Annotated in this window: 1 protein-coding gene and 1 pseudogene; both read right to left on the bottom strand. The window is 66.3% G+C overall.

Annotated elements, in window-relative coordinates; genetic code table 11:
* Positions 1-504 (bottom strand): annotated as a pseudogene (locus Y708_RS24780) (SAM-dependent methyltransferase); the annotation flags it as partial.
* Positions 498-934, bottom strand: a 437-nt coding sequence (locus tag Y708_RS24775) for a 16S rRNA (cytidine(1402)-2'-O)-methyltransferase (RefSeq protein WP_253905798.1), incomplete at its 5' end; no start/stop codon positions are given. The gene Y708_RS24775 and the pseudogene Y708_RS24780, both read right to left, overlap by 7 nt.

The following is a 934-nucleotide window of genomic DNA, read 5'->3' as shown; positions in this document are numbered from 1 at the left end:
GACCGCCGCATACAGCTCCCGTTTGCTCAGCCTGCCGTCCTCAGCCACAGCCGCCACAGCGTCCTTCAACCGGATGCCCCTGCTCATCAATTCCGACACCGCAGCAACGTGGTCCTCCGCCCTTGCCGGCGCGTCAGCGGGAGCGCCTCCCACCACAACGGCAATTTCACCGCGGATCTCCGCAGCCTCGGCCCAGTCCAGCAACTCCTGCAGCGACCCACGGACCACTTCCTCATGAAGTTTGGTGAGCTCCCGGGCCACACACCCCCTGCGCTCCGGACCGAACACTTGATGCAGCGACCGCAACATCACTTCCAGCCGGTGCGGCGCCTCGAAAAACACCATGGTCCGGCTCTCCGCCTGAAGCTCGGTCAACCTGGCGGTCCGCTCCCCCGCCTTGCGCGGCAGGAAGCCCTCAAAGCAGAACCTGTCCGTGGGCAGACCCGAAAGCGACAACGCCGTCAACACCGCAGACGGGCCGGGGGCCGCAGTCACCATCACTCCGCGGACGGCCGCCCCGCCACAGCGTCCTTCAACCGGATGCCCCTGCTCATCAATTCCGACACCGCAGCAACGTGGTCCTCCGCCCTTGCCGGCGCGTCAGCGGGAGCGCCTCCCACCACAACGGCAATTTCACCGCGGATCTCCGCAGCCTCGGCCCAGTCCAGCAACTCCTGCAGCGACCCACGGACCACTTCCTCATGAAGTTTGGTGAGCTCCCGGGCCACACACCCCCTGCGCTCCGGACCGAACACTTGATGCAGCGACCGCAACATCACTTCCAGCCGGTGCGGCGCCTCGAAAAACACCATGGTCCGGCTCTCCGCCTGAAGCTCGGTCAACCTGGCGGTCCGCTCCCCCGCCTTGCGCGGCAGGAAGCCCTCAAAGCAGAACCTGTCCGTGGGCAGACCCGAAAGCGACAACGCCGTCAACA

Source organism: Arthrobacter sp. H5 (genome assembly GCF_000520595.1).
Taxonomy (GTDB): domain Bacteria; phylum Actinomycetota; class Actinomycetes; order Actinomycetales; family Micrococcaceae; genus Arthrobacter_D.
Note: the sequence above shows the minus strand (reverse complement) of the source record. Positions and strands in the feature narration are given on the sequence as shown.